This window comes from Nocardioides sp. Root190 (genome assembly GCF_001428565.1).
In the GTDB taxonomy this organism is placed as follows: domain Bacteria; phylum Actinomycetota; class Actinomycetes; order Propionibacteriales; family Nocardioidaceae; genus Nocardioides.
Genome location: NZ_LMIA01000008.1, coordinates 14651 through 38704, shown reverse-complemented (window position 1 = coordinate 38704; position 24054 = coordinate 14651). Strand labels below are relative to the sequence as shown.

Annotated in this window: 24 protein-coding genes and 3 tRNA genes; 12 read left to right on the top strand and 15 right to left on the bottom strand. The window is 69.3% G+C overall.

The window, feature by feature from the left end; all coding sequences use genetic code 11:
• Positions 1-155 precede the first annotated feature (155 nt).
• Entirely contained in the window at positions 156-665 is a 510-nt protein-coding gene (locus tag ASE01_RS06635; protein WP_056749409.1) for a hypothetical protein, read from the bottom strand.
• 137 nt (positions 666-802) lie between these two features.
• Here ASE01_RS06635 and ASE01_RS06630 point away from each other — a divergent pair, with 137 nt between their 5' ends.
• Complete coding sequence (locus ASE01_RS06630; protein ID WP_056749408.1) at positions 803-3448, top strand: hypothetical protein; 2646 nt, start codon at positions 803-805, stop codon at positions 3446-3448.
• Positions 3449-3605: 157 nt separating this feature from the next.
• Positions 3606-4502 (top strand): DNA-processing protein DprA, encoded by an 897-nt coding sequence (locus ASE01_RS23915; protein WP_162260275.1) that lies wholly within the window; start codon positions 3606-3608, stop codon positions 4500-4502.
• Positions 4503-4511: 9 nt separating this feature from the next.
• On the opposite strand, the gene ASE01_RS06625 is transcribed toward ASE01_RS23915, so the two are convergent.
• The 4 genes from ASE01_RS06625 to ASE01_RS06610 form a co-directional block, all read right to left on the bottom strand.
• Positions 4512-5810: a ComF family protein gene (locus ASE01_RS06625; protein ID WP_157537139.1), complete on the bottom strand. Its 1299-nt coding sequence runs from the start codon at positions 5808-5810 to the stop codon at positions 4512-4514.
• A 139-nt stretch (positions 5811-5949) separates the two neighbouring features.
• On the bottom strand, positions 5950-7086 hold the full coding sequence (locus ASE01_RS06620; RefSeq protein ID WP_157537138.1) for a hypothetical protein: 1137 nt from the start codon (positions 7084-7086) through the stop codon (positions 5950-5952).
• Positions 7087-7202: 116 nt separating this feature from the next.
• Positions 7203-7973: a DUF4839 domain-containing protein gene (locus ASE01_RS06615; RefSeq protein WP_056749405.1), complete on the bottom strand. Its 771-nt coding sequence runs from the start codon at positions 7971-7973 to the stop codon at positions 7203-7205.
• A 347-nt stretch (positions 7974-8320) separates the two neighbouring features.
• Entirely contained in the window at positions 8321-8743 is a 423-nt protein-coding gene (locus tag ASE01_RS06610; RefSeq protein ID WP_056749404.1) for a Fur family transcriptional regulator, read from the bottom strand.
• A gap of 185 nt (positions 8744-8928) precedes the next feature.
• On the opposite strand from ASE01_RS06610, the gene ASE01_RS06605 reads away from it, so the two are divergent.
• On the top strand, positions 8929-10050 hold the full coding sequence (locus ASE01_RS06605) for a hypothetical protein (protein ID WP_056749403.1): 1122 nt from the start codon (positions 8929-8931) through the stop codon (positions 10048-10050).
• Here ASE01_RS06605 and ASE01_RS23905 read toward each other — a convergent pair.
• Positions 10043-10567, bottom strand: a complete 525-nt coding sequence (locus tag ASE01_RS23905; protein WP_082605940.1) for a GNAT family N-acetyltransferase — start codon at positions 10565-10567, stop codon at positions 10043-10045. The two genes, ASE01_RS06605 and ASE01_RS23905, sit on opposite strands and share 8 nt — an antisense overlap.
• Positions 10568-10640: 73 nt before the next feature.
• Between ASE01_RS23905 and ASE01_RS06595 the strand changes: the two genes are divergently transcribed.
• The gene (locus ASE01_RS06595; RefSeq protein WP_056749402.1) at positions 10641-11285 is read left to right on the top strand and encodes a PaaI family thioesterase; all 645 of its coding nucleotides are present in this window, start codon (positions 10641-10643) and stop codon (positions 11283-11285) included.
• Between the two features lie 18 nt (positions 11286-11303).
• Here the strand turns inward: ASE01_RS06595 and ASE01_RS06590 are convergent, their stop codons facing one another.
• Positions 11304-12788 carry an NAD(P)/FAD-dependent oxidoreductase gene (locus ASE01_RS06590; protein WP_056749401.1) on the bottom strand — a complete coding sequence of 495 codons (1485 nt, stop codon included), beginning with the start codon at positions 12786-12788 and terminating at the stop codon, positions 11304-11306.
• Between the two features lie 304 nt (positions 12789-13092).
• On the opposite strand from ASE01_RS06590, the gene ASE01_RS06585 reads away from it, so the two are divergent.
• Genes ASE01_RS06585 through ASE01_RS06575 form a run of 3 tightly spaced genes read left to right on the top strand, consistent with a single transcriptional unit; the run spans position 13093 to position 14781 of the window.
• The gene (locus ASE01_RS06585) at positions 13093-14028 is read left to right on the top strand and encodes an ATP-binding protein (RefSeq protein WP_235535895.1); all 936 of its coding nucleotides are present in this window, start codon (positions 13093-13095) and stop codon (positions 14026-14028) included.
• A gap of 28 nt (positions 14029-14056) precedes the next feature.
• The gene (locus ASE01_RS06580) at positions 14057-14449 is read left to right on the top strand and encodes a fluoride efflux transporter FluC (RefSeq protein WP_056749399.1); all 393 of its coding nucleotides are present in this window, start codon (positions 14057-14059) and stop codon (positions 14447-14449) included.
• Positions 14446-14781 carry a fluoride efflux transporter FluC gene (locus ASE01_RS06575; protein ID WP_056749398.1) on the top strand — a complete coding sequence of 112 codons (336 nt, stop codon included), beginning with the start codon at positions 14446-14448 and terminating at the stop codon, positions 14779-14781. Before ASE01_RS06580 ends, ASE01_RS06575 begins: the two co-directional genes overlap by 4 nt.
• Before the next feature lie 76 nt (positions 14782-14857).
• On the opposite strand, the gene ASE01_RS06570 is transcribed toward ASE01_RS06575, so the two are convergent.
• On the bottom strand, positions 14858-15223 hold the full coding sequence (locus ASE01_RS06570) for a metallopeptidase family protein (protein WP_200958771.1): 366 nt from the start codon (positions 15221-15223) through the stop codon (positions 14858-14860).
• Positions 15224-15262: 39 nt separating this feature from the next.
• On the opposite strand from ASE01_RS06570, the gene ASE01_RS06565 reads away from it, so the two are divergent.
• The gene (locus ASE01_RS06565; RefSeq protein WP_056749397.1) at positions 15263-15841 is read left to right on the top strand and encodes an RDD family protein; all 579 of its coding nucleotides are present in this window, start codon (positions 15263-15265) and stop codon (positions 15839-15841) included.
• 69 nt (positions 15842-15910) lie between these two features.
• Here the strand turns inward: ASE01_RS06565 and ASE01_RS06560 are convergent.
• Positions 15911-15984 (bottom strand) — tRNA-Asp (locus tag ASE01_RS06560).
• Between the two features lie 96 nt (positions 15985-16080).
• A tRNA-Glu gene (locus tag ASE01_RS06555) sits at positions 16081-16153 on the bottom strand.
• Positions 16154-16299: 146 nt separating this feature from the next.
• Between ASE01_RS06555 and ASE01_RS06550 the strand changes: the two genes are divergently transcribed.
• Together ASE01_RS06550 and ASE01_RS06545 are read left to right on the top strand one after the other, a co-directional pair.
• Positions 16300-16373 (top strand) — tRNA-Phe (locus tag ASE01_RS06550).
• A gap of 73 nt (positions 16374-16446) precedes the next feature.
• A complete protein-coding gene (locus ASE01_RS06545) occupies positions 16447-17520 on the top strand; it encodes an NADH:flavin oxidoreductase (RefSeq protein ID WP_056749396.1) in 1074 nt (357 codons plus the stop codon).
• 4 nt (positions 17521-17524) lie between these two features.
• On the opposite strand, the gene ASE01_RS06540 is transcribed toward ASE01_RS06545, so the two are convergent.
• Positions 17525-18421, bottom strand: coding sequence for a formylglycine-generating enzyme family protein (locus tag ASE01_RS06540; RefSeq protein WP_056749395.1), 897 nt, complete (start codon positions 18419-18421; stop codon positions 17525-17527).
• A gap of 58 nt (positions 18422-18479) precedes the next feature.
• A complete protein-coding gene (locus ASE01_RS06535; RefSeq protein WP_056749394.1) occupies positions 18480-19082 on the bottom strand; it encodes a TetR/AcrR family transcriptional regulator in 603 nt (200 codons plus the stop codon).
• Between the two features lie 101 nt (positions 19083-19183).
• Here ASE01_RS06535 and ASE01_RS06530 point away from each other — a divergent pair, with 101 nt between their 5' ends.
• Complete coding sequence (locus tag ASE01_RS06530) at positions 19184-19939, top strand: SDR family NAD(P)-dependent oxidoreductase (protein ID WP_056749393.1); 756 nt, start codon at positions 19184-19186, stop codon at positions 19937-19939.
• A 3-nt stretch (positions 19940-19942) separates the two neighbouring features.
• Here the strand turns inward: ASE01_RS06530 and ASE01_RS06525 are convergent, their stop codons facing one another.
• The gene (locus tag ASE01_RS06525) at positions 19943-21190 is read right to left on the bottom strand and encodes an alpha/beta hydrolase domain-containing protein (RefSeq protein WP_056749392.1); all 1248 of its coding nucleotides are present in this window, start codon (positions 21188-21190) and stop codon (positions 19943-19945) included.
• A gap of 51 nt (positions 21191-21241) precedes the next feature.
• Between ASE01_RS06525 and ASE01_RS06520 the strand changes: the two genes are divergently transcribed.
• On the top strand, positions 21242-22645 hold the full coding sequence (locus tag ASE01_RS06520) for a hypothetical protein (RefSeq protein ID WP_235535894.1): 1404 nt from the start codon (positions 21242-21244) through the stop codon (positions 22643-22645).
• Positions 22646-22663: 18 nt separating this feature from the next.
• On the opposite strand, the gene ASE01_RS06515 is transcribed toward ASE01_RS06520, so the two are convergent.
• Both ASE01_RS06515 and purM read right to left on the bottom strand, forming a co-directional pair.
• Positions 22664-22846: a DUF3073 domain-containing protein gene (locus ASE01_RS06515; protein WP_056749390.1), complete on the bottom strand. Its 183-nt coding sequence runs from the start codon at positions 22844-22846 to the stop codon at positions 22664-22666.
• Between the two features lie 142 nt (positions 22847-22988).
• Positions 22989-24053 (bottom strand): phosphoribosylformylglycinamidine cyclo-ligase, encoded by a 1065-nt coding sequence (gene purM / locus ASE01_RS06510; RefSeq protein ID WP_056749389.1) that lies wholly within the window; start codon positions 24051-24053, stop codon positions 22989-22991.
• Position 24054 lies beyond the last annotated feature (1 nt).

The window sequence follows — 24054 nt, the reverse complement described above, 5'->3', positions numbered from 1 at the left end:
TTGCACCTCCTTTCGTGGGCCCGGAGAGTTGGCGACCGTGTCGTCCTCAGCGCCGGGAGTTTCCTTTGGAGTTGTCAAAGTTCTTGTCCGCGGCCGCCATCGCGTTGGCTCCGGGTCGGCGGGGACGTCGCCATGGGTCCACCCGTGGCGATGGGTCAGGCCGGGATCGAGAAGGTCTCGCCGTCGGCGAGCAGGTCGTCGGCCGACGGCACCCGGTAACTGCCGATGGCCTGGATCATCCGTGCGTGGCTTTCTCGTCCGCTGATCATCAAAGCCATCTCGACGTCATCGGACTGAAGGGCGCTCGCGATGCGCCAGTGCGCGATGCTGCTTGCGGTGATGCCCACTTTGCAGAGTCCGATCTTGGCAAGGAACTTGTCGATGCTGCGCTGTGCGGACGCGGTCCGGGAGGCGGCCACTTGGCTGTCGCCGCGGTCCGACCAGGAAACGGTCCGGGAGGCCTTGTAGGAGAGGTGCTCGTCGACGGGCTTGTCGGCGTCGAGCCATGCCGCGTTGAAACGGCCGAGGATCATGGCAGCGAAGGGTTCGAGCGGAAGGTAGCGAGCGTCGATCGTGCTGTTGCCGACTGCGAAGACGTGCTCGGGGTCCAGCGGGCTGGTGAAGGGGTCTGCTGCACGAGGTGGTGACAGATCCTGCAACCGCATAGCGCATCGGCGTGTGGCGCGCCGCCCTTTGGCGGTTTCTGGGTGTCCCCAAAATCGCTGACGCGACGGTCATTTCCGGCGTCACTACGCTAGGCCCGCCTTCTCTGTGGAGGTTGGAATTGCCACATCGAGGACGCGTGGGGGTCCGCACCATGATCATGTTGAATTCGAAGCGACGCCGGCGGAAGCTCGTCGACGGCACCGCGACCACGATGGTTGCGCTCACGCTCACTTTCTCGGCCACGCAGGTGCCCGCCGCGTTTGCCAGCGATGCTGTCAAAGCAACCGCCCAAGCGAGTTCCGTCCCCGCAGCGGCCTCCGGCTCCGCGCTGACGGCCGCGAACCTGCCCGAGGTTCGGATGGTCTGCGCTGAGGGGCAAACGAACATCAACCTCGCCCCAGTCAACGAGCTCGCCGGCGCGCTGAAGGTGGATGTGCCTGTTGCTGAGCGCGTCGTGACGTGGCGACCGTTCCTGCAGGTCAGTGACCTATCCGTCGTTGAGGGGATCGGCCCGGGCAGATTGGCTGCGATCATCGCGAGCTCGAAGGCGTGCGCGACCCCGACCATGTTCCCGCCGCCGGCGCCGAATGTGTGCAATGCCAACGGGAAGATCGACCTTGCCGTTTCGCCGGTCGCCGACCTCGCTGCGCGGCTGAAGATCTCCAAGCCCGTAGCGCAGCGCCTGGTCGACGCCCGTCCGTACGCATCCTTGAGGCATGTCACCCCCGAACGAGTCGGAGGTGTCGGAAAGGGCACCCTGGAAGCGGTGATCGCCAAGTCGTGCCTCACCCCGGCCCCGATTCGATCCGCGGCCAGCAGTTGGCGCTGGACCTACCCGGGCCAGACCATCACGGTCTCCCGGGATCTGTACGGACTGACGGTCCCCGCCGGAGTCGTGGACGCTGCAAGCGGGGCATGGGCGTCGATCGAGCCGGGCGACCAGCCGACAAAGATGCCGGAGCCGTACATCCCGAACGCCGACATGCACATCTGGGGCCCGTGGGCCGACGGCGAACAGACAGTGACTGTCACCCTGCCGAGCAACCGTGCTGACTTCCCCGACGACGACTCCGACACCTACTACGACCCCTACATCCTGCACAGCTTCGCGGATACGTCGAACGGTCCGGGCGGCGAGAGCCTCACCGCGTCCCTCGTCGGCAACGGAACGCAGCTGTCAGCGCCGGTGCACTCGCTGAGCAACGTCGCCACCGCCTGGATCGGGAAGTCCTACACCTTGCTGTCAATGGGTGCCGAAGTGACCGGTGGCATCTTGTTTGGCGACCGGTTCTTCGCCCCAGCCTGCTCGACACCTTGGGCCCAGCGTGCCGGAACTTCAATCTTTGACCCTCCCAGCCCGCAGAAGACATGGGTCGACATCCACGACGCGTTCTTCAACCTGCCCGGCAACATCCGGCCAGTCAACGGGTTCTTGTTCAAGCACTGCGTCGGTGCCGGTGCGCCCGTCCCCCCGGCAACCCAGGGCAGCGGACAGGATGCAGCGCGCACCGTGGTCCGAAATAACAGTTCCACCATCGTGAGATGGCGGGAGAACGCCGGCGCGAACGCGTTCGAGGTCAAGCGCGTTCTGCCTGACACCGACCTCACCGCGTACGCCATCCGCGCCTTCGCCGGCGCTGGCGACAGCTCAGGTCTGATCACCTTTCCTGGAGACGACATCGCAATCGACGTTCGCCCCGGCACAACCGGTACCGCGGACCACCGAGGCGAAATGGGCTACACCTTCGCGAAATTTGGACTCGACTCCGCACTGAGCGAACTCAACGCCGTGTTCTCAAAGTTGAACATCGGAACCAACTCTGACCTGTTCCAGACCGTCATTGACGGCATCAGTTGTGCTCTCCCGGTGTTGGCAAGCGTCTCGGCGCCTGACGTGCCCACCGCTCTGGTTCGTTTCTCCAGTGAACTCCACGCCTGCCTCGAGGACTCCGTTATCACCATCCTGGACAGTGCCCTACGCATCGGTGTCGCCCAGGGCCGCTCAGTTGGTGAGCTCGACGATCTGCACAAGCGCCTCACGGCATTCCGTGACAAGGTTCGGTACTTGAAGTACGCCGGCATCATTCGCGTCGCAGCCGAAGGACTATCTACTGGATTCAATACCATCCAGTTCCGCGCCGATCACTACAGGCCCGCTCCGACGGTCGATGGCCGCGGCCGCACCGTCCAAGGGCACTGCATCGTACGAGCCGGTTCCGTGAATCCGGGAGTGGATGAGGCCTGCCAGGACGACTACTACAGCGACCTGTTCAAGCCCGTGACCGGGGGCGGCGGAGACACTGGACTTCCGGCCGGATACATCCTGCAGGACCCGAATGAGCACTCCTACTTCGTATCGACCGTCGACGGCACTATTCGTAGCATCCCGACACCGGGTGACTACGTGTGTATCGCCCAGGCCGGCTACCCAGTCCGCTTCAACACCTATCCCAAAGACCTCCTCGGGCTCACCCAAAGCGACGCCCCATTCACGTGCCCCTCAAACGCGACGGACTACATCGTCACCCGACAGAAGTTGGACGAGCTGATGTTCAACAACGACGGCTCCTCCGCCAACACACTTCGACTGCTGCGCGCGGCGGACGGAACGGTCTACATCTACATCGGTGATGGCGTCCTCGCGAACGTTCCCACCTCTGAGCAGTTCAACTGCTGGACCACCGGGACACACCGGTACATGGCGTTTGACTACATCGACCGGGCGTCCGATTTGGGCGGCCTCACCATCCGGAACGACTTGTTGGAGCATTGCATTCGCTGAGCTCCTTGGTTACAACGAGACCCGCCTGCCTGAGCCGGGAAGGTGGGTCTCGTTGTGCAAGGCTAGGTCTGTTCGAGCTCTGTGCAACTTGCCCGGCCCGCCCTCGATACGCCAGCCCGCGGGGCGGGAATCGCCGTGACGTGACATGGTTCGCGGTATGTCGAGCGAGACCCTGTTTGACTTCGGCGACCCAACGCCGCAAGGAGGGGACCTCCGAACTGCCGCCGGGCTTCAAGCGTTGATGACGTTGCGCGGGGTTGGTTCTGGTCGCGCCGTCAAGCTCGCGTCTGCCTTCGGCAGTTCTGAGGCCTTCAACGCCGCCTCGCCCGAAGCGCGCCGCAGGGCTGCTGGCACGGCGGTCGAAGGCACCGTGACCGTCGTCGACGTGATCTGGCCCGATACACAGATCGCTGTGGGCTACTTCGACGACACCTACCCGGTTGCCCTCCGTTCGATCAGCGACCCTCCTGCCGTCGTGACCATTCGAGGCAGCCTTCCTGCAACGCGGTCGGTGGCCGTGGTCGGCACGCGCACTCCGACGCCGTGGGGTGCGGAGATGGCGTCCGCGATCGCGCGCGACGCCGTCGAGGCAGGGCTGAGCGTCGTTTCGGGTCTAGCCCTTGGCGTGGACATCGCCGCGCATCGAGCCGCGGTGAAAGCGGGTGGCATCACGGTCGCAGTCCTCGGCAGTGGCCTGGATGCGATCTCGCCGCGACAACATCTCCGTGACGCCGAAGAGATCGTCTCCTCAGGGGGTTGTCTGGTCACCGAGCAGAGTCCGGGGACCACGGCATCTGCTCGAACGTTGGTGGCTCGAAACCGTCTCCAGACGGCATTGTCGCTCGGCACGGTCGTGGTGCAGTGCGGTGCTACATCGGGAACCATGTCAACTGCTGAGTACGCCTTGAAGCAGGGGCGCCAGCTGGCCGTACCTGTTCCTCCCGAGGCGGAGCGAAGCAGGCCAGAGTGTTCGGGCTCTGAGTCGTTGACTGGACGAGGCGTAAGACGGCTGGCGAACCGTGCTGATCTTCAGGAGTTTCTTGCCGGCCTGTGAACCAGGTGGTCAGCAGATGTTGTCGCTGTCGGCGTAGACGACCTCGCCGATGTAGGTGATGAAAGGCAGCGCGTTCCGGGCGGTGTCGTTTGTCGCGAAGCCTTCCATATCCGACTCGTACTCGGACTGCGAGCGCCCTTCGGCGATGTAGTCGCTGCAGACGTACTCGATGCCTTCCGCGATGGGACCGCGCGGTACCCCCGCCATGTCATACCGGGTGGCGTTGGATTCGATCAGGTCGATTGCCGCCTTCCGGTTGGGGGAGCTGTCGCGGACAGGGTCCTCCTGGGACTCGGTTTGATTGGTGTTGGGCGTTGAGACGGTCGACTGGTCGATGTATATCGCTACGGAGACCACCGCGAACACTCCGATCCCGATCCACTTCAGGCCGCGCTTGATCAGTCCGGGCCCAGCAGGCACGGGCGCCGGGACGACGGCGCTTGTGGACGTCTGGACCGGGGGCGACGGGGATCGCTGCGGCCGAGGGGTCGCGACCGGCGGGTCCGCGGTCCACCGCTGCGGGTCCTCTGGCCACCCTTGACGGTCGGGAGGCTCTTCTTCGTCGCTGTAGGCGCCTTGACCCTGTGGGTTTCCCACGCTGGTGGGCAGGGTGCGGTGCCGGCCGATGCTCTGGCGACACTCCGGGCAGAACTCGCCGGTCGCCATGCGTCGCTGGACCCGATCCCAGTATTCCCCTGACCCCCAATCGCGCGCGGCGTGTCGGCCGATGACGACGATGGAGACGTGGCTTGCGCCAGCTGACAGTAGAGTGCGTGCTGCGCTGAACGACGTCGCGCCAGTGGTGAAGGTGTCATCCAGCAGGAGGACATGGCCCTGGACTGAGCGGCACCCAAACCGGTTGGGGTCAGCGGTGTGAGTGGCCTTGTCGTAGTCGTTGACTTCCAGAAGTGACATGATGAGGTTCCTCTGGCCCCATGTCGTGTTCGCGAAGAGGTCGCGGACACTATCGGACCCAGATTGCCTCCCTGGAACGAAAGTGACCGCGTGATACCGGGGGAAGTGAGTTGCTATTCGCGGAAGGCGATCGTTGATCGCATCCTGCAGGTCATCGGTTGCTGTGGCGCGCACAGCAACAGTGTCTGCCCGTTTGTATCGCCACAGAGCGTTCGCCAAGGCACCACCCTTGACCGCCAGACCAAGCGGGTAGAGCGACATGTCGTCGAGGTCGAGTCCGAGGGCACGGGTGTTCTTCCGGCAGCTGTGGCAAAGATTGGCATCGCCGCTGTCGGCGCAGCAGAGGTCGCAGACTCCGTCCACGTCTCGGTGGGGGACCGGGTCGATGAGCACGACACGAGCATCTCAGCCGATAACGTCTGACGGGTCCGTTTCGCCGACCTGAAAGCAACGTACGACTTGTGGAGCGAACCACCCACCCGTGCGCCGGTGTCATCGCGTCGAGGGGCCCAGGTAGCTGCGCCAGCACGTCTCAGTTCAGGTCGGAAAGGATCTCGGCACAACCTTCGATGATCTCGCTGTCGGAGACATTGCGGATGAATCCGAAGTACAGACAATGCTGGGTCTGGCTGATGGTCTCGTTCTCAAGCGCACCGTCGACGTCGGCGATGAGGTCGTCCTCTTCGGCTCCGAAGAGAAGCTCCTGTTTGATTTGTGCACGACTACGCACGTTGGCGGGACGGTTGATCTCATTCCGCAACTCGGTCTCGAGCTTGGAGGGCGTGTCGTTCTTGTGCAGCTTTGAGACGGTGACCTGCTCTTCTTTAGTGGTGGTCAACTGGATGAGGGTGAGCTTGCCGAACACCGCCTCGCCCGCAGCCCTGTCCTTGGTCGCAGGCGTGAGTCGAATGTCGTGCGCTTGTCCATTGCACAGCGTCCAGGCCGCCTGAGTCATCGCACTCCTGTCGACGACGTCGCATGCCTTGGAGTACTCCTGCTTCATCAGTCGTACGCACTCGCGCCCGGTAATTTTCGAGCAATAGTTCTCGTTGTTGGCGTAGACCGTGGCTAGCGCTGCACTGGCCTCGGCCGCGATCGTCCCTGTCACCTCGGCATCCTTGTCGCACTCGCCCACGAATCCCAGATAGCAGACCGCTTCGTGTGTCCTCGCTGGTTTGGGCTCGACGGTCAAGGTCCGTGTCACATCGAGCAGCGCGTACTTGGTCAGAAGGCCGTAGTAGCCGAGGGAACTGACGTAGTCGTCCGGACCGCTGTCCGCGTTCCGCATCTCGTCAATCATCTTGCCGTAGCCGTCGCAGTAGTCCTGCGCCTCAGCTGCGAGCTTCACGCCTTGACAGGCCGCGGCGTGTGACTTGACGTACACCTTGACGCAGGCGTTCCAGTCCTGTCCGATCGAGCATGGGGGAGTGAGGTCATCCAGAACCTCGTACTCCCCGGTCTCATGCTCGGCGGTGCTGTAGACCGCGGGCTGAGCCGGCGCGTCGACTGCAGTCCATCGGTCGGCCGTCGCGACCGCCACGACCAGCAGCACGACTGCGCTGAGACCGATGCCGCTCACGACCATCACCCAGATTGGGAAACGTCGCTTCGTGGTGGGCGTTTCGGGTATCCAGGTCGTCGCGCCAGCAAGCGCTTCGGAGTCGGCCACGACAGGTGAGGTTAATGCCTTCAGCGCGCCTTCGGACCCGTTCCAAAATCCTTGCACTTAGCCCTGCAGCACGCCCGGTGGAGCAAGCGCCGCCAGGGCCCCGCGGCTCTGCCGCGCTACCGGCCCCTCGTCTCGACCGGTTCCAGGTGGTAGAGGCACTTCTCTTCGTCGTACTCGCCGAGGATGGCGGTCACGTGCAGTTCGGTCGCGAGCCCGATTTCGTCGGGGGCGTTCTTCCCGGTCACGTTGAGTTCGCCGAAGTTGACGTTGGTGAATCGGAAGTTCGGTCCGATCGCGGTCGTTTCGCTGTAGTCGCCGACCGAGATCAGGATGTCCCACCGGGTGTCGTAGCTTTCGTGGTTCTGGATGGCGCCGACGTTCCCGTTGAACGCGATCGTGTTGCCTTCGTACTTCTTCGCGAACCGGGTGATCTTGGCGCTGCAGTCGTCCTTGGTCGCCAGCAGTGCTTTGAGGTCCTTGTTGTTCTTGGCCGTGAGGATGGCCGGTAGCGCTGGTTCGGTCGGTTTGGCCGGTTCTGTCGATGACGGTGGGTCAGTGGGCTCGGCCGACTCGGTGACCTCGGCCTGGGTGGGTTCGTCGGAGGGGGTGTTGTTGTCGGCGACTTCGGAGGCCTTGTCCTGGTCCGGTTCGTCGTCCTGGGTGAGCGCTACGGCGCCGAGCGCGACGGCGCAGACGACGAAGAGGGCAGCGAGCCCCGCGAGGATCGGGATGAGCGGCAACTTCTTCCCGACTTTGCGGAAGTGCAGTTCTGTCCGCAGGGTGCCCTTGTCCTGGGAGACGAGTTCCCAGCCGTCGGCTTCCCACTTCTTGATGGCCTTGCCCTCGGTGCCGCGCAGCGCCTTCACGCTCATGGTGTCGTAGTGCACCGCTTCGAACGGTGCAGGTGCCGTAGTAGGTGTGGGCGTCGGGCCCGGCGGAGGAGGCGGAGGTGCGGCGTTGCCCGGGGGAGGCGGCGGAGGAGGAGTGGCGCCGGGCGGTGGAACCTGCTCCCCGGAGGGTGGCGGGGGCGGGAGGTCGCTCATTCGGCGGAGTCTAGATAGAGCCAGCGACTCAACCGAGCGTAATGGAGAAGTCGGTTGCGCTCCGGCCATCGAGCCGGACATTCCGAGAAGCGCCCATCGGCGTTCCCGCGGAACCGCACTTCACCAAGGCGTTTGTCCACAACCTGCAGGTCGGAGCTAAACCACAGACCCCCCAACGGCCCGGGGGAACTCTAGTTGCCCGGCGCCGCAGCGGTGCAGTCGGCACACAGCCCGACCAGCTCGACGGTGTGCGCGACGTCGGTGAAGCCGTGCTCGTCGGCCACGCTGTGCGCCCACTTCTCGACCGCGGAACCGGTGATCTCGACCGTGCGCCCGCACGAGCGGCAGACCAGGTGGTGGTGGTGCGACTCGCTGCAGCGTCGGTACGACGCCTCGCCGGCGGGACCGTGACGCACGTCCACCTCGCCGGAGTCGGCCATCGCCTGCAGTGTCCGGTAGACGGTCGCGAGACCGACCTTGTCACCGCTCTGACGCAGGGCGTCGTGGATCTCCTGGGCGCTCTGGAAGTCGACGGCTGACCGGAGGGCCGCGTTGATCGCGAGCCGCTGCCGGGTCGGGCGCAGCGCCGTGGGGCGCTCGTCGGTGTCGGTCACCGTGACCTCCGCTGGTTGGGAATCGATCTCAATTTACCCGCCTTCCGGCCCCGGGCCGACCATGGCCCGTTCGGAGCAGGTCGCATGGCCCGTCCTGACCAGGGTCGGGAGTCCTTCGAACCGGGGACGGCACCCTGCCGCGCGGAGTATTCTCGAGGGTGGCGAGGGGAAGGGAGGACTCTGTCATGGGGAGCAATGACGAGTTCGGTCCGGACACGGAGACCATCCGTGCCTGGTTGAACAAGCGCGCCACCTACGCGAAGGACGCCCGGGTCATCGGGGCACCTCGCGGCGGGTCGGCGACTGCTCCGGCGACGGCGGCTCCCGCTGCCCGTACGACGTCGCTCCCCTCGGCGTCGCCGTCCTCCCCCTCCCCCGTCGAGGACAGCGCACCGGCCGACACCCCCGCGCGCTCGAGCGTGCCGCGTCCCGACACCAACGACGCCGGTCGCTCGGTGCTCGCCGCCCTCGGCAACGACGAGCCCGCACCGGCTGCACCGGCTGCACCGGCCGCACGGACCAGCTCGAACGCCACAGCTGCCGGGCGCTCCGTCGTCGAGGCCCTGCGCGCGGACCCGCCGCCGAGCGAGACGCGCTCGCGAGCACGGACACCGCGCAGCGAGCCGACCCCACCGACCCGTCGCCCTGCGCCCGCCCCCGAGCCGCCGTCGCGGGCACCGGTGGCCCGCACCGAGAACGGCGTGCGGATCAGCGCCCCGGCTTCGCGCTCGACGTACGAGGCATCGAACCGACCGCCGCCCGAGGTCGTGACACGTCCGCAGGTCCAGCGCGGACGCTGGACCGAGCCCGAGGAGAACCTCACCGCGAGCCAGGCCAGCACCGACGTGGACTTCCCGGTCCGCGGGGGCGTGCGCCGCGCGCTCTCACTCGTCCTGCTCGCCTCGCTCGCGGCGACCGGCGTGATGTCCTACGTCGCCTCGCAGGACCGCGCGCCCAGCTCGATCGGGATCGCCGGCGTCCTGGGTTTCCTCACCCTCACCGTGTGGGCCGTGCGCGCCGGGTGCGTGACCACGGAGCTCTCGCTGCGACGCGGTCAGCTCACCATCAAGCGGGCCGGGCGCTCCGAGGTCGTCGACATCGGCAGCCCGCACACCCCTGTCGCGATCGTCGGCGAGCCGGGCCACCGCCGCTGGACGGTCCTGCTCGAGCGCCCGGGCCTCCCGCTGATCGTCGTCAACGCCAGCATCGTCGACCCGCACTGGTTCACCAGCGCGATCTACCGGCTCCGCCCGGAGCTGCGTCCCGGTTACGACGGCGCCGACGACTACGCCGACAGCGTCAGCTGATCCAGTAGCGGCGCTTGCCGGAGCGGACGTCCTCCTGGACGCCGCCGTTCGCCTCGATCGTGCGTCGCGAGGGTTCGTTGTCCTCGTCGCAGGTCACCAGCACCCGGTCGATCCCGAGCCCGGCAGCCTCGCGCAGCGCCAGGCCGAGCGCCGCCGACGCGTGGCCCCGGCGTCGCGCCGAGGGCCGCACCGAGTAGCCGATGTGGCCACCCTCCTCGAGCAGGAAGTCGTTGAGCGTGTGGCGCAGGTTCAAGAACCCGATCACCTCGTCGTCGGGCCCACCGTCGCCTGCGGTGATCCAGAAGTACGACGATGCAACGCGCGTGCCGTCGAGGTCACCGGGCGCGGTCACCTCGGTCATGGCGACGAAGTCGGCGCACCCCGCCTCGGTCGCGACGGGATCGCCGGAGAGGTTCCAGTGGCCCGAGCCGTGCATCTCCTCAGTGCCGCCGAAGTCCTCGACCATCGCCACCCAGCTCGGCCACCGGGCGACATCGGGATCCACGAGAGCAGTCATGGCCCCCATGGTGCCCGAGCCCGGGTGGGAGTTGCCCTCCAATAAAACGAGAACCTGTTCTACTCTGGCCACCATGAACTGGCACCTCCCCACCGATCTCCCCTCCGACGAGGCCGCCGTCGTCGAACGGGAGGCGCAGGTGTGGCGGCCGCTGGCGGACGCGGCCCGCGAGCTCGTGGACCTGTGCGTCATGTCGGACGTCGAGGAGGACGAGGTACGCGCGGCGCACGCCGACGTCGAGACCGCCGTGGCGCGGCTGCGCAAGGTCCGCCGTACCCAGACCCTCGGCCAGGAGCACCTGACCGGTGGCCGGCGACGGCCGTGGGGCAACCCCGTGATCGGGTTGCGCAATCCCATCGCCCCGCCGCTGGCGGTCCGCAGTGACCCGAGCGGCCGCGCCGAGACCGACTTCCACTGCGGTGCGCCGTACGAGGGACCGCCCGGACTGGTCCACGGCGGCGTGGTCTCACTGCTGCTCGACCAGGTGCTCGGGCACGCGGTCGGCGCAGCCGGACGGCCCGGCATGACCGGGACGCTGACGATCGTCTACCGCCAGGGCACCCCGCTGGGTGACTTGCGGATCGAGGCGTGGATCGACCGCGAGGAAGGCATCAAGACGTGGGCGAAGGCCCACGTCATCGGCCCCAACGGCGTCACCGCCGAGGCCGAGGGCGTGTTCATCCTGCCCCGAGCAGTCCGGGAGCAGCAGACTTCCTGACGTGTCCTGCCGCTTCGATCAGACCTTGACGCCGCGCTTGTTCTCGTCGCTGAGCCGGGCCTCTTCGGCCGCCTGCGCCTCGAGCTCCTCACGGCGCCGCTCGGCGTCGTGCTCACCCGGCTCGGAGACCAGGTCGGTCGCGCCGCGCGCGAGGCGCTGGAGCGCGACCCGGGCGAAGATCTGCTGCTCGGTCGAGGTGCGCTCCGAGCGGCCGGTGCCGATGAAGGACACAGCCCAGCGGAGCACGGCAGTCAGGCGGTTCTTGAAGCCGGTGAGGTAGACGAGGTGCACGACGAGCCACATCAGCCAGGCGACGACGCCGGTGATCCGCAGCTTGCCGACCATCGCGACCGCGCGGAAGCGGCTGATGATGGCCATCGAGCCCTTGTCGAAGTAGCGGAACGGCGGCTGCGAGGGCTTGCCCTCGAGGCGTCCCTCGATCTCCTTGGCGGCGTACTTCGCGCCCTGGATCGCGACCTGCGCGACACCGGGGAGGTTGTCGAGCGAGATCATGTCGCCGACCACGAACACCTCGGGGTAGCCCGGGAGGGTGAGGTCGGGGTTGACCGAGATCCGGCCGGCGCGGTCGAGGGGGGCGCCGGTCTGCTCGGCGAGCTGCTTGCCGAGCGGGTTGGCCTGCACACCGGCGGCCCAGACCTTCGCGACGGCCTCGACGCGCTGCGAGCTGCCGTCCTTGTACTTCACGACGAGACCACGCTCGTCGACCTCGGACACCAGCGCACCGAGCATGACCTCGACGCCGAGCTTCTCGAGCTTCTCCTGGGTCCACTTGCCGAGCTTGGCGCCGAACGGCGGCAGCACCTGCGGCGCGGCGTCGACGAGGATGACGCGGGCCTGGCGGGTGCTGATCGCACGGAAGTCGCGGGTCAGCGTGCGGTGGGCGAGCTCGGCGATCTGGCCGGCCATCTCCACACCGGTCGGACCGGCACCCACGACCACGAAGGTCAGCAGGTGGTCGACGTTCTCACCACGGGCGGCGCCGAGCTCGGCCATCTCGAAGGCGCCGAAGATCCGGCCGCGCAGCTCGAGGGCGTCATCGATGCTCTTCATGCCCGGAGCGAACTCCGCGAAGTGGTCGTTGCCGAAGTACGACTGCCCGGCGCCGGCAGCGACGATGAGGGAGTCGTACGGCGTCACGAGCTCGCGTCCCAGCACGTGGGAGGTGATCAGGCGGTTGTCCAGGTCGATCCCGGTGACCTGGCCGAGCAGGACCTGGGCGTTCTTCTGGTTCGCGAGGACCTCACGCGTCGGCGGGGCGATCTCGCCCTCCGAGAGGATCCCGGTCGCCACTTGGTAGAGCAGCGGCTGGAAGAGGTGGTGGGTCGTCTTCGCGATCATCGTCACGTCGACGTCGGCCCGGCGCAGGGCCTTGGTCCCGAACAGACCACCGAAGCCCGAGCCGATGACGACCACCTGGTGTCGGTCGGAGCGGGGGACGATCGCACGATCGGACGGATCCGGCTGGATGTCGCCTGCTGCCATGACTTCCTCCTGGCCCATGATGGGCGGTGTCGAGTGACGCTACGCGTCATTCTTCCGCCTCCAGCCCGCCGCCCCCAAGCCGCCGCTGCGGTCTGGTCGGTCACATTCGGTCCGCGACCCGCCCGACCGTCACCAAATCGGCCCTGATCGGTTGGTTTAGTTGCAAGTTCAAGGGGGTATCGGATCCGGGATCAGGCCTCACCGAACGACCGACCACCTGACCAGCTCCGCCTCGGGCACGAGACGTGAAAGGCTCACCGTGCAGGACCGGCAGACCCTGGAATTGGCCCCTGGGCCGCGCAGCGTGCACGACGCACGCCGCTGGGTCGTCCGCACCTGCCACGAGCTGGGACGCGCGGACCTCGCCGACTGTGCCGAGCTGGCCGCCTCCGAGCTGGTCACCAACGCCGTCCTGCACGGCGAGGCCCCGATCCACCTGCAGCTGCACGGCACGGCCGAGCACCCCCGGTTCGAAGTCCACGACAGCTCCACGATCGCGCCGCAGCCCGCGACCCAGGCGGGCGGTTTCGACCTGGACGCCTTCGACCTCGAGACCTTCGACTCACTCGACGAGGAGCAGCTGCTCGCTCTCACCACCGTCGGCCGCGGTCTCGACATCGTCTCGCGGGCCTCGATCGCCTGGGGCGCCGAGATCGACGTCGACGGCAAGGCGGTCTGGTTCGAGCCGGCCACCGAGCTCTCCGAGATCGCCGGCGCGCCGTACCAGCTCACCCACAGCAGCAACCCGTTCGCACAGGACCACACGCGGGTCGGCGAGGTGGCGGTCCAGGTCAACGGCGTCCCGGTGGTGGCCTTCGGCCGCTTCCAGCGCCACTACCGCGACCTGCGCCGCGAGATCCGGCTGCTCGCGCTCGCCCACGAGGACGACTACCCGTTGGCCCGGGTGCTCTCGGACCACTTCGACGCGCTCGAGCGGCCGCTGCGCTCCAACATGGGCCGCGAGCAGGTCGACGACGCAGCCGGCGCCGGCCACCACTCGGTCGACCTGCGGCTGCGGATGCCGCGCGAGACCGCTCGGCTGATCGGCGGTCTGATCGACCTCCTCGACGCATCCGACGAGTTCAGTCGGGCCCAACGGCTGCTGACCGCGCCCCGCACCCCCGACCAGCGCGCGTTCCAGATCTGGTTCCTCGGCGAGTTCCGCCGGCAGTCGGCCGGCGCACCGCCGGTTGCGTGGCAGGGCAGTGCCGGCTCCGGCGCGCCCTCGCGCGCGCTGTAGTCCTCCCCGGCGTGACACCCTGTCCGCCGTGACCCCCTCGCCCCGGCTCCTGGCCGCCGTCGCCGCGGGCGGTGCCGTCGGCGCCGTGCTGAGGTACGCCGCCGGGGAGGCCGTCACCGACGGCACCGGCTTCGCCTGGACGACCTTCGCGATCAACGTCAGCGGCGCCACCCTGCTCGCCGGCCTCCTGCTCCTCCCGCTGGCCCGGCGCTCGCCTGTCTGGGCAGCCGGGCTCGGCCCTGGTCTGCTGGGTGGCTTCACCACCTTCTCCGCGACCTCTGAGCAGGCCCGCGCTCTGCTCGACGACGGGCGCACCGGACTCGCAGCGGCCTACGTCCTCGGCACGCTGGCCGCCTGCCTGCTCGCGGTCAACCTGGTCGGCGCGCTCGCCCCACGCATGGGCGAGGAGGCTGAGCAGTGAGCGTCCTGCTGGTCGCCCTCGGCGGCGCCCTCGGCTCGGTCCTGCGCTACTCGCTCAGCCACCGGTACGACGGCCGCTGGCACCTCGGCACCCTCTCGGCCAACACCGTGGCCAGCCTGCTGCTGGGCGCCTGCGTCGGCTGGTCCCTGGACGGCGTCGCGCTCGCCCTCGTCGGCACCGGCCTGTGCGGCGGCCTGTCGACGTACTCCTCGCTCGCCGTCCAGACCCGCGACCTCGGCCCGCGGAGAGGCACGGCGTACGCGATCGCGACGATCCTGCTCGGCCTCGCGGCCTGCGCCCTGGGCTTCCACCTCACCGCCTCGGCACGGTAGTCCCGGGTCAAAAGCACCGGAAGTCGGCGTGTCGCGGTGCTTTTGACCCGGGACTATCGCAGGCGGAGCGATCAGGTCAGGCGTAGCCGAGTTCGTGGAGGCGGTCGTCGTCGATGCCGAAGTGGTGGGCGACCTCGTGGACCACGGTGATCCGGATCTCCTCGGCCAGGTCCTCGGCGTCCTCGCACATGTCGAGGAGCGGGCCACGGAAGAGGAAGATCCGGTCGGGCAGCTGGGGCATCAGCCCTCCGTCGCGCTCGGTGAGCGCGACGCCGTCGTACAACCCGAGCAGGTCGTCGGGCTCGCCCTCCGGCGGCTCGTCCTCGACCAGGACGACCACGTTGCTCACCAGCCGCGCGAGCGCCTCGGGGATCTGGTCCAGGGCGGTGTCGACGAGCGCGTCGAAGTCCTCGGGGCTCATCTCGACCGGCACGCCCGCCATTCTTGCCGACGGGGGAAGTGGCGGTGACAGGATGCAGCCATGTCTGAGAACCCTCCCGGCCCGTACGAGCCCTTCCCGGGCGCGCCTGCCTACGGCTCCGACCCCTACGCCAAGCAGCCCCCGCCCGACCCCAGCCCGTACGGCGCCCCCAACCCGTACGGCGCACCGAACCCGTACGGCGGTCCCGGGTACGGCGCTCCCGGCTACGGCCAGGTCTCGCCCTACTCCCCCGAGGCACACCTCGGTCTGCCGCCGGGCGTCCTCATCGCCTCGCAGGGGCGCCGGGTCGGCGCCTACTTCCTCACCATCCCGCTGGTCTTCGTCACGCTCGGCATCGGCTACATCGTCTGGGGCCTGATCGTGTGGGGCAAGGGGACCAGCCCGGCACTGCAGGTGCTCGGCATGAAGGCGTGGAAGGAAGACCGTCGGGCACGCGCCGAGTGGGGCGACATGGCCCTGCGCAACATCGTCGACTACCTGATCTCGTTCATCACCTGCGGCATCTCGAGCATCGTGTCGTTCGTGCTGTTCCTCAGCGACGAGCCGCGGCACCGCACCCTCGCCGACCGGATCGGCGGCACGGTGATCGTCCACGACCCGAACAACCAGCTCGGCTGAGGCGCCCCCAGCGACGACCACCAAAACGAGGAGAACCGCTCCGGGATCCGGAGCGGTTCTCTTCTTCTGCGACCCTGACGAGACTCGAACTCGCGACCTCCGCCGTGACAGGGCGGCGCGCTAACCAACTGCGCTACAGGGCCAGGTTTGCTCCCACCGATCGAACTGGTGAAGCGGATGGAACTCTAACCCATGGGCCTCCGCTGCTCCCAATCGGGACCGATTCAGCCACACCGGCGCACCCCCAACCGGATTCGAACCGGCGTACCCGCCGTGAAAGGGCGGTGTCCTGGGCCGCTAGACGATGGGGGCCCACTGCAGCGGGACGGACCTGCCACAGCGTGGTCAGCATAGTGGGCAGGGCACCCGGTACGCCCATCGACGCCACACTCCGGATCCCGCAGGGTGCCGCCGCTTTCGTGCCACGGCCCGGGCTCCGGTAAGGTGTGCGACTGCCCGGCCAGGTAGCTCAGTTGGTACGAGCGACCGACTGAAAATCGGTAGGTCGGCGGTTCGACCCCGCCCCTGGCCACGCGCAGTCGAAGGGCCCCACCAGCAGGTGGGGCCCTTCGTGCGTCCCGTGGACCGCCCGGCAGGATGGGCGGGTGACCTCCCTCGCCGCCCCGTTCCCCCTGCTGCACGGCTCCGAGCTGGCCAACCGCTTCGCGCTGGCGCCGCTGACCAACGTGCAGAGCAACCCCGACGGAACGCTGTCCGACGACGAGTACGCGTGGCTCGTCGCCCGGGGACGCGGTGGCTTCGGCCTCACCACCACGTGCGCCGCCTTCGTCTCTCCCGCCGGCCAGGCGTGGGCCGGCCAGCTCGGCGCGAGCGGGGACGAGCACTTGCCCGGACTGCGTCGCCTGGCCGAGGGCCTACGGGCGACGGGCACGCGCTCCTCGGTCCAGCTGCACCACGGCGGACGTCGGGCCGACCCAGCCGTGAGCGGCGTGCCGACCCAGTGCCCGTGGGACGAGCCCGAGCGCGGCGCGGTCGCACTGACGACCTCCGGCGTCGAGCAGGTCGTCGAGGACTTCGTCGCCGCCGCGGTCCGCGTCGAGCGGGCCGGCTTCGACGGTGTCGAGCTGCACGGCGCCCACGGCTACCTGCTCGGACAGTTCCTCGACGCACGCCACAACCAGCGCGAGGACAGGTACGGCGGCTCCCTCGACAACCGGGTGCGGGTCCTGCTCGAGGCCCTGGCCGCGATCCGTTCCGCGACCGGACCCGACTTCCAGCTCGGCCTGCGGCTCACCCCGGAGGGCAACGGCATCAGCCTGCCCGAGGGCCGCGAGATCGCCCGGCAGGTGCTCGCCTCCGGCCACCTTGACCGCCTCGACATGTCGCTGTGGGACGTGTTCATGCAGCCGCGCGGCGAGGGCCACGGCGGCCTGCTGATCGAGCACTTCACCGATCTTCCGCGCCACGGCGCAGCACTGTCGGTCGCCGGCCGGGTGCTGTCGGCCGAGGACGCCCGGTGGTGCCTGGCGAAGGGCGCCGACCTGGTGACCGTCGGCACCGGCGCGATCCTGCACCACGACTTCGCGGCACGCGCGCTCGCCGACCCGACCTTCGAGGCACGGGCACGTCCGGTGAGTCGGGCCACGCTGGCCGACGAGCACGTCGGCACTGCGTTCATCGACTACCTCGCGGCCGGCTGGAAGGACCTGGTGGCCTGAGCCGTCAGGCGTCGCGGACGCAGCGGAAGCCGAGGTGCCCGGTGCTGCTGTCCATCGCCTGGCCCTGCCGGGCACTGGCCCGGTAGCGGCGGCAGTACGACGACGCGCACAGGTGGGAGCCGCCCTTGGTGACACCGCGCGACTCCTCGGCGGACACGGTCGGTGCGCAGCAGCTGGCGACGACCTGGAGCGGCGCCGGACCGTGGTCGTCGGTCCAGGAGGAGGCCGTCCACTCCCAGACGTTGCCGATCATGTCGACCAGGCCGTGGCCGTTGGGCCGGAAGGTCCCGACCGGCGTGGTGCCCGCACCTGACGGGCTCTCGTGGCGCCACGGGAAGTCACCGCGGAACGTGTTGGCCATCGGCCGCCCGCGGGGCTCGAGCTCCTCTCCCCACGGGTACGTCGACGTCGTACCCCCGCGCGCGGCGTGCTCCCACTCGGCCTCGCTCGCCAGCCGCTTGCCGGCCCACGCGGCGTAGGCCTCGGCGTCGCTGCGCGCGACGTGGACGACCGGGTGCTTGTCGCGGCCGGAGAGGTCCGTGCCGGGACCGCCGGGGTGGCGCCAGTCGGCACCGGGCAGCCACGACCACCAGCGCCGCCAGTCATCGAGCGGCACCGGCCCCGGAGGTGGGGTGAAGACCAGCGAGCCGGGCACGAGGTCCTCGGCCCGCTCGCCGGGCGCGGGCCGGGGTCCCTGCTCGGCGAGAGTGAGATGGCCGGTGTCCGCCACGAACCTGCGGAACTCCGCAACGGTCACGGGGTGCTCGTCGACCCAGAGGTCGGCGACCTCGACCGCGCGCACCGGGCGCTCCTCGGGGTAGTGCTCCTCGCTGCCGATCTGCGTGCGCCCGCCGCGGACGAGCAGTCCGCGAGCGGTCCGCTTCGTCGCCTCCTGTCCCACCTGGACACCTCTCCCTCACCGGAACCAAAGACTCTAGTATTTCGACAATCTTAGTTGCCTACGCCTGAGCGGTGAGGTCGCGCGGCCACCACGGTGGCACCAGGCGCACGTAGACGTCGAGGACCTCCTCGACCGAGACGCCGGGGCGCTGCAGCCACGCCGCGATCACACCGACGGTGCCGTCGGCGATGAACTGCGCAGCAGCGTCGGCGACGAAGTCGTGCGGCTGCCCCGGGACGTCGACCGTCACGCCGGAGCCGGCACCAGCCTGCAACAGCCGTCCGCTCTCACGGAAGTGGCGCCCGAGCATGGCGCGCAGCCCGTGGTCCGCGCCGCCCTCGGCCAGGCCGGCGCGGTAGATCCCGTCGTGGCGCGCGACGTGCTCGAGCACGCCCCGGGTCACCGCTGTCACGGCCCGGTCCACCTCGTCGGGGCCGGCCCCCGCCTCGGGGAGGCCCCGGCGGAGCTCGTCGAGCTCGGCGCCGAGTGCCGCCCGCAGCAGCTCCTCGACCGAGCCTGCGTGGTCGTAGACGGTCGAGCGGTGCACCCCGGCCTCGGCCGCCACCGCGGTGATCGAGATGTCCGCGACGGCCCGCTCGGAGGCCAGCCGCAGCACCGCCTCGTGGAGAGCGGCACGACTGCGCTGCTGGCGGGGGTCCATCCGCGGAATGTTATCCGACAGATGTCGGTTATGGTTTCTAACCGACATCTGTCGGATAGATCCCAGGGGTTGCGAGGCGCAGCCCGGAACCGGAGGAAGACATGGCCACCTACGACGTAGCAGGACGCTCCGCGATCGTCACCGGAGCAGGCTCCGGCATCGGGCGCGCCGTCGCCGAGCTGCTGGCCGCGAACGGCGCCGCCGTGCTGGTCGCCGACATCGACGAGACCGCTGCCGCGACGGTCGTCGAGGCGATCACCACCGCCGGCGGCACGGCCGCCGCCTTCGTCGGCGACGTCGGCGACCCCGAGGTCGCGACCGCGATGGTCACCGCCGCCGAGGCCCTCGCGCCGCTGCGGATCGCCGTCAACAACGCCGGCATCGGTGGCGCCGACGCGCCGATCGGCGAGTACCCCGTCGACTCCTGGCGCAGGGTCATCGACATCAACCTCAATGCCGTCTTCTACGGCGTACGGGCCCAGGTCGCCGCCATCGCGGCCAACGGTGGCGGCGCCATCGTCAACATGGGATCCGTGCTCGGCTCGGTCGGCATCGCCGGCTCGTCGGCGTACGTCACCTCCAAGCACGCACTGGTCGGCCTGACCAAGAACGCCGCGCTCGAGCACAGTGGCCAGGGCGTGCGGGTCACCGCCGTCGGCCCCGGCTTCATCACCACGCCGCTGCTCGAGGCCAACCTCGACGCCGAGACCCAGCAGGCACTCGCCGAGAAGCACGCCACCGGCCGGCTCGGCACGTCCGAGGAGGTCGCCGCACTGGTCGCCTTCCTCGCATCCGACGCCGCCACCTTCATCACCGGCAGCTACCACCTCGTGGACGGCGGCTACGCCGCCTCCTGATCCTCAGAGGCTGCGCATCTCCCCGAGCACCGCGTCGCGGTCCTCGGGGAGCACGAAGCCGGCGGCGATCGCAGCGTCGGCGGCTGCGGCGTACGCCGTCGCGTAGTCCTCGTGGGAGCGCCATCGGCCGCGGAGCACCTCGGCCGGCAGGGCCAGGGTGCGCCCGAACAGCCCACAGATCACCGACGCCCCCGGAGCGTCGCCCGCCAGGACCTCGACGGCGGCGTCGACCACGGGCGTCCGCACGCCGCCGCGCACGTTGCCGACCTCGTCGCGCACGAAGGCGCCGTCGCGGATCTCGAGCGGCTTCGCCGACGGCGCTGCGGGGCCACCACCCGCCCACGCGACGAGGTGACGCAGGGCGGCCCGCACGACGTAGACCTGCTGGCCCCGGTTGACCGGGTCCGCGCAGCCCAGGAACGCCTCGAAGTCACCGATCTGGAACAGGTCGGCATGGGCCGCACCGGCGACCTCCCAGACCCGCAGCAACGGCCCGTCGGGCTGGCGGGCCGCGACGTAGTTCATCCGGCCGAGCAGGTCCCCCTCGGTCTCGAGCACGACCACCGGCACGTCGAGGTCGTCGCGGATCGGCGTCGGGACACCGGAGGCACGAGCTGCCACCAGGTCGATCCCGCAGCCGGCCTCCCCCGCCGGCGCCGCGACGTCGCCGCGGCTGTGGATCAGGAAGCCGTCGAAGAAGGACTCCTGCTGGTGGACCTCGTTGACGTACGTCGTGAGGAGGTACGCCGACTGCGACTCCCCGATCGCGAGGACCTGTCCAGCCCCCACCAGCGCCGCCACCGCCCGCGCGGCGTGGGTGAAGACGTCGTGGGCAAAGGCGTCCCCGGGGTGCGCGAGCGCGCCGTAGCGCTCCGGGTCGAGGCCCTTGAGCCCCTGCGCCGCGGCGCCCTCCACGGCGACCAGCGCGGCACCACCTTCCACGCCGTTGAACTGCGCGGACACGCCGGCCCAGGCGTGCCCCTGCCGGACCAGCTCGTCGGCGAGATAGGTCCAGTCGGGCGCCGCGTCCGACCCGGAGCTCACGTTGAGCCACTCGACGACGAGGGTGCCGCTGAACGGTGCCGACTCCGGTCGCCGGACCACCACGCGGGTCGTGAAGGGCACGGGCGAGGTGCCGCTGGCGGCGTACTCGACCTCGGACCAGCCGGCCGCCGCGAGGTCGGGACCGGGCCGGGCAGAGACCAGCGCGATGCCGTTGCCGCCGGCGAGGGGCGTGAGGGTGACGGGCATGGCGCGGAACCTACCGCCCCGAGGCGAAGTCCGGCATGGGATCCTCAGGCCGTGCTGCCCCGCATGAAGATCACGGCCCGCCACCGTCCGGTCGCCGTCGTCGGATCGGCGGCCATCACCGAGTCGTACGTCGCGACATCGGGTCCGCAGTCGAGCACGGGGACCATCCCGCTGCTGGCGCCCTTCGGCGCCGTGGAGATCGCCCTCGCACCACAGCGCCCTGACGGAGCCACCCGCGCCTGGCTGCTGGGACCCGACGGGACCGAGCTCGCGGTCGAGCTCACCGACGGCCGGGTCTCGTTGTCGATCACCACTCCCGCGGGCACGGAGCGACGCCGGAGCCGACGCCGGGGGCGACCGCGGTGCGCACCGACGCGGCTCGCGCTCTCACTGACCGGGACCCACGTCGCCGCGCTGACCTGCGAGGACGGCGCCTGGGTGGTCCGCGGCAGGGTCGACCTCGCGGACGGCTCGCTGCCGGGCGCGCCGGACGTGCGCGACGCCGACTGGCTCGCGGGACTGAGCGCCGGCTGGGCCTCGGGCCGCGGCACGGTGTCCGGCTGGACGGCCGGCTCGTTCGGCCAGCTCGGGCTGCGCGACACCCGGCTGGTGTCGCACGCCGACGGATCGGCGTACCGACTCCCGGACGGCTCGGTGTTGTTCTCGGCGACCAGCGCGGGACCAGGCTTCTTCGGCACGGCGCACACCTCCCTGTGGGAACTCGACGTACAAGGGGAGGTACGGCACCGTGCCGCGCTGTACTTCCAACGACCGGACGCGCCGGGAGGCTACGGCGACCACGCCACGCACGTCGTGCGCGACGGCGAGCGCTGGCTCGTCGCGACCAGCACCTGGTCGGACTTCCCGTCGGCCAGGCGCGAGCGCGAACACGCCACGGTCGCGATCACCTTGGCCGAGACGAAGGCCGACATCACCCGCGGGGAGCACCTGCTCGGGACCCGCACCCTCGACCTGCCCACCGACGGCCCCAGCGTCGGCGTCTGGGACCCGCACCTGGCGCGCGAGGAGGACGGCTCCTGGCTGGTCGGCTACGTCAGCGCGCGCCGGTTCTTCGACTTCCACCCGCTGCTCGCCCGCGGGCCGTCGCTGGAGGAGCTCACCCTGCTGGGCGCTGCCACGGACCGTCGCGCGAGCGAGGGGACGACCCTGCTGCGCACCGACGCAGGCTGGCGGGTGCTGGCCAGCGACGGGCGCGACAACACCCGCAGGGTCCGCGAACGGTTCCCGGTCTTCGACCTCGCCATGCGCGAGATCGAAACCCTCGAGGCGCCGTACCCGACCAACATCCCGTGGCCGAGCGTCATCGCGCCCAACCCGGCAGTGCCGGGAGACGAGTGGCGGATGGTGACGTTCGACGGTACGCCGTCAGGTGGTGCGCTCGCGGGCTACGGCACCCACGGCGACGTGATCGTCATGGGTGAGTGCCGGGACTGACTCACGAGGAGTCGGGCGTCAGTCCTTGCGCTCGGAGTAGTCCGACCACTTCTCCAGCACTTCCGGGTCGACCTCCTCTTCACGGTCAACCGGCTCGCCATGGAGCTCGCGCGCCAAGGCGCCAAGATCCGTGTCGTGGTTGCGGTACTTCAGGTCGCGAGCGACCTTCGTCTGCTTGGCTTTCGCACGGCCGCGGCCCATAGGGTCCAGCCCCCTCGCACACTTGGCCGGGAACCCTCCGGGCCCCGGACTGCTGAATCAGAGTCTCGTGGGAACAACGTTACATGCCCGATGGCTGTTCCCCCACACCAGCCCTCCCGAAACGCGGGTCGGGAGATGCAGGTCACCAGCCGGCGTGCTGTCCGACCAGCTCGACGGAGCCCTCGAGCTCGGGGTCGACGCCGACCTCGCCGGCCACCCAGGCCGACACGCCGAAGTCGCCCAGCCGGGCGATCGCGGCGTCGACGGAGTCAGGTGCGACGAGGGCGACCATGCCGACGCCACAGTTGAGGGTGGCCTCAAGATCGGCCTGCGGGACCTCCCCGAGCGTGCGCACGACGTCGAAGACGGCGCCGGGGGTCCAGGTCGAGCGGTCGAGGGTCGCCTTGAGCTCGGGCGGCATCACCCGGGCCAGGTTGTTCGCGAGGCCGCCACCGGTGACGTGGGCCATCGCGTGCGTCTCGGTCTCGCGGGCGATCGCCAGCGACGGCTTCGTGTAGAGCCGGGTCGGCTCGAGCAGCTCCTCGCCGAGGGTGCGGCCGAACTCCTCGACGTGACGGTCCACGCTCCACCCGGCCTGGGTGAAGAACACGTGGCGCGCCAGGGAGTAGCCGTTGGAGTGCAGGCCGCTGGCCGCCATGGCGATCACGACGTCGCCGGGGCGCACCCGGCCGGGGCCGAGCAGCGCGCCCGCCTCGACCACGCCGGTCGTGGCGCCCGCGACGTCGTACTCGTCGGGCGCGAGCAGGCCCGGGTGCTCCGCGGTCTCGCCGCCCACGAGGGCGCAGCCGGCCTCCAGGCACGCCTCGGCGATGCCCTTGACGATCGCCGCGATGCGCTCCGGGACGACCTTGCCGGTGGCGATGTAGTCGGTCATGAACAGCGGCTCGGCACCGCAGACGACGAGGTCGTCCACGACCATGCCGACCAGGTCGAAGCCGATCGTGTCGTGCTTGTCCATCATCTGCGCGACGGCGACCTTCGTGCCGACACCGTCGGTGGAGGTCGCGAGCAGGGGGCGCTTGTACGACAGCAGTGCCGAGGCGTCGAAGAGGCCGGCGAACCCGCCGAGCCCACCCAGCATCTCGGGGCGACGCGCCTTCTCGATCCATTCCTTCATCAGGTCGATGGCGCGGTCAGCGGCCTCGATGTCGACCCCGGCGCGGGCGTAGGCGTTGTCGTTGCTCATG

Excerpts from the sequence above, each read along its gene's own strand:
- ASE01_RS06525 (WP_056749392.1), bottom strand. The coding sequence starts at position 21,190 with ATGCCCGTCACCCTCACGCCCCTCGCCGGCGGCAACGGCATCGCGCTG.
- purM (WP_056749389.1), bottom strand. The coding sequence starts at position 24,053 with ATGAGCAACGACAACGCCTACGCCCGCGCCGGGGTCGACATCGAGGCC.
- ASE01_RS06605 (WP_056749403.1), top strand. The coding sequence starts at position 8,929 with ATGGGGAGCAATGACGAGTTCGGTCCGGACACGGAGACCATCCGTGCC.
- ASE01_RS06565 (WP_056749397.1), top strand. The coding sequence starts at position 15,263 with ATGTCTGAGAACCCTCCCGGCCCGTACGAGCCCTTCCCGGGCGCGCCT.
- ASE01_RS23905 (WP_082605940.1), bottom strand. The coding sequence starts at position 10,567 with ATGACTGCTCTCGTGGATCCCGATGTCGCCCGGTGGCCGAGCTGGGTG.
- ASE01_RS06515 (WP_056749390.1), bottom strand. The coding sequence starts at position 22,846 with ATGGGCCGCGGCCGTGCGAAAGCCAAGCAGACGAAGGTCGCTCGCGAC.
- ASE01_RS06595 (WP_056749402.1), top strand. The coding sequence starts at position 10,641 with ATGAACTGGCACCTCCCCACCGATCTCCCCTCCGACGAGGCCGCCGTC.
- ASE01_RS06590 (WP_056749401.1), bottom strand. The coding sequence starts at position 12,788 with ATGGCAGCAGGCGACATCCAGCCGGATCCGTCCGATCGTGCGATCGTC.
- ASE01_RS06635 (WP_056749409.1), bottom strand. The coding sequence starts at position 665 with ATGCGGTTGCAGGATCTGTCACCACCTCGTGCAGCAGACCCCTTCACC.
- ASE01_RS06570 (WP_200958771.1), bottom strand. The coding sequence starts at position 15,223 with ATGGCGGGCGTGCCGGTCGAGATGAGCCCCGAGGACTTCGACGCGCTC.
- ASE01_RS23915 (WP_162260275.1), top strand. The coding sequence starts at position 3,606 with ATGTCGAGCGAGACCCTGTTTGACTTCGGCGACCCAACGCCGCAAGGA.
- ASE01_RS06535 (WP_056749394.1), bottom strand. The coding sequence starts at position 19,082 with ATGGACCCCCGCCAGCAGCGCAGTCGTGCCGCTCTCCACGAGGCGGTG.
- ASE01_RS06530 (WP_056749393.1), top strand. The coding sequence starts at position 19,184 with ATGGCCACCTACGACGTAGCAGGACGCTCCGCGATCGTCACCGGAGCA.